Origin of the sequence: Paenirhodobacter sp. (assembly GCF_050177655.1) — a bacterium.
GTDB lineage: Bacteria > Pseudomonadota > Alphaproteobacteria > Rhodobacterales > Rhodobacteraceae > Rhodobacter.
Map to the genome: position 1 here is coordinate 1 of NZ_JBFXGV010000093.1, position 2,725 is coordinate 2,725.

The following is a 2,725-nucleotide window of genomic DNA, read 5'->3' on the forward strand; positions in this document are numbered from 1 at the left end:
GGGGGAACCCGTCGAGCATCGCGCGGGCGATCTTCTCGGCCCTTTCGAAGGCATCGCGGTCGGCATAGCCGTCGGACCGGCCATCGCAGGTGAAGCTGAACTGGCAGCTCCCCGAGACGCGCTGACCGACCACACCGCAGATGGTCTTCGGGAACGAGGCGTCGTCGACGCGGTTGAGCACGACCTCCGCGACGGCCTGCTGACCGTCGAGGCTTTCGCCGCGCGCCTCGTGATAGATCGCGGAGGCGAGGCAGTTCAGCTGCGCATCGCCTTGCGGCACCGGCTGGCTGTCAAGCCAGGCTTCGGTGATCTTGTTGGGCGTCTGGCCCGGACGGGATTGCGGCGCGACCAGAATCTGCGTCATGCGCGCAGCGGAGACCGCATCGAGGCCCGAGCGTTCCCTGCCCAGAAGGGATGCCAGATCCGGCTGCACCGCAGCGGGATCATTGGACTGGCTTACCGTAACTTCGGCACGCAAGCCTCCGGCGAGGGCAAGGAGGACAATCAGTCCACCCGTCCAGCTCTTCAGCACTGACATGTGTATCTTCCGATAAGATCAATCGCCCCGGCTGCTATGGCATCGCAAACCGGAACCCGGCGCAAATAGCCGAAAACGGCCCGCCTTGTCCACCTACCGGCTCTTTTTTGTGCAGAAACTGGCCGCCAGAACGGCGGACTTTCGCGCAAGGCAGCCCCGAATCACTTCGGGGTCGCTTTCTTTTGAATAGGAACAAGCGCCTGATAACACCAGTGAAATCTGGGGGCTTGTCAGCTTTTTTGGACGCCCTCTCCGGCCCGCTCGCCGCGCGGTGCCAAAAGTGCGAAATGCGCCGCCGCAAGCCGCGCGACAGGCACCCGGAACGGTGAACAAGACACGTAGTCGAAGCCCGCGGCGCGGCAGAAGGCTATCGATTCGGGGTTGCCGCCATGCTCGCCACACACCGAAATCCGCAGCCCCGGACGGGCCTCGCGGCCGCGTTTCGCCCCCATCAGCAAAAGCTCCCCCACCCCCTCGACGTCGAGGCGATGGAACGGATCCTCCTCGTAAACCCCCTGGCTGACGTAGATCGACATGAAGCGGCCGGCGTCGTCACGCGACAGACCGTAGGTCATCTGGGTCAGGTCGTTAGTGCCGAAAGACAGGAATTCGACATGCGGCGCGATCTCGCCGGCACGCAGCGCGGCGCGCGGCGTCTCGACCATCACGCCGAGGCGATAGGTCAGTTCGGCCTTCATCTCGGTCTTCACCGCCGAGGCCACCGCGTCGATCCGGGTCTTGACGATCTCGACCTCGCGCGCAGCCGAAACGAGCGGGATCATCACCTCAGGCACCACCGGCGCACCGTGACGCGAGGCCTCGACCGCCGCCTCGAAGATCGCGCGCGCCTGCATATCGTAGATCTCGGGCACCGTCACGCCGAGCCGCACGCCCCGCATCCCGAGCATCGGGTTGAATTCGGAAAGCGCATCGCAGCGCCGCGTGACCTCGGACAGCGGCCGGTCCAGCGCCTCCGCGAGTTCGCGCATCCCGTCGCGGTCATGCGGCAGGAATTCATGCAGCGGCGGGTCGAACAGCCGGATGCACACCGGCTGACCGGCCATGATCTCGAACAGGCGGATGAAATCGGCACGCTGCATCGGCAACAGCCGGTCGAGCGCGGCGCGGCGGTCGGGCGCGGTATCGGCGAAGATCATCTCGCGCATCACCGTCAGCCGGTCCTCGTCGAAGAACATGTGCTCGGTCCGGGCGAGGCCGATGCCCTCGGCCTCGAACATGCGCGCGGTGCGGGCGTCGTCGGGGGTGTCGGCATTCGCCCGCACGCCGATGTCGCGCACCGTGTCGGCCCAGTGCAGCAGCGTGCGGAACCCGCCGTCGAGCGCGGGCTCCATCATATCGGCGACACCGGCCAGAACCTCGCCATTGGTGCCGTCGACGGTGATCGTGTCGCCCGCCCGGAACACCCGGCCATCGGGGGCGCGCAAGGTGCGCTCGCGCGTGTTGATCGACAGATCCGCGCAACCGACGATGCAGGGCAGGCCGAGCCCGCGCGCGATCACCGCCGCATGGCTGGTCATGCCACCGCGCTCGGTCAGCACGGCGACGGCGGCGTGCATGCCCCTCACGTCCTCGGGCACGGTCTCGCGCCGCACGAGGATACAGGCCTCGTCACGCGCCGCCGAGGCCTGCGCCTCGGCCGAGGTGAACACGATCTTACCCGTCGCCGCCCCGGGCGAGGCCGCGATCCCCTTGCCGAGCGGATCGCGCGCGCCGCGCGGATCGACCTGATAGTGCAGCAGCTCGGTCAGCGCACGCGGCTCGATGCGCAACAGCGCGTCCTCGCGGCCGATGATCCCGTCCTCGGCCAGCGCCACGGCGATGCGCACCGCGGCGCGCGCCGAGCGCTGCACCTTCACCGCGTCGATCACCGCAAGCTGACCGCTCTCGATGGTGAATTCGATCTGCATCTCCTCGCGCAGCCTCACCCGGCAGCGGGCGCCGAAATCGCACAGCTGGGCGAAAAGGTCCGGATCCGCCTCCTCGAGCGAGGCGCCGCGCGGATCGCGGGTCAGATAGAGCGCCCCCACCTCCTCGCGCCGCCCCTGGCTCTGGCCGCGGAACCGGCCGGTGATCTGCGGCAGGCCGGTGACCGAATCGACGAATTGCATCGTGCCCGAGCCCGACAGCCCCGGCCCGATGCCGAGCGCCATGCGCTGCACCACGAGA

Annotated in this window: 2 protein-coding genes; both read right to left on the minus strand. The window is 67.9% G+C overall.

All coding sequences use genetic code 11. From position 1 onward, the window contains the following. On the minus strand, positions 1-538 hold a 538-nt coding region (locus AB7U46_RS17565; RefSeq protein ID WP_428338279.1), incomplete at its 3' end, for a cell wall hydrolase. A gap of 230 nt (positions 539-768) precedes the next feature. Then, positions 769-2,725, minus strand: a 1,957-nt coding sequence (locus tag AB7U46_RS17570) for a putative PEP-binding protein (protein WP_428338280.1), incomplete at its 5' end; no start/stop codon positions are given.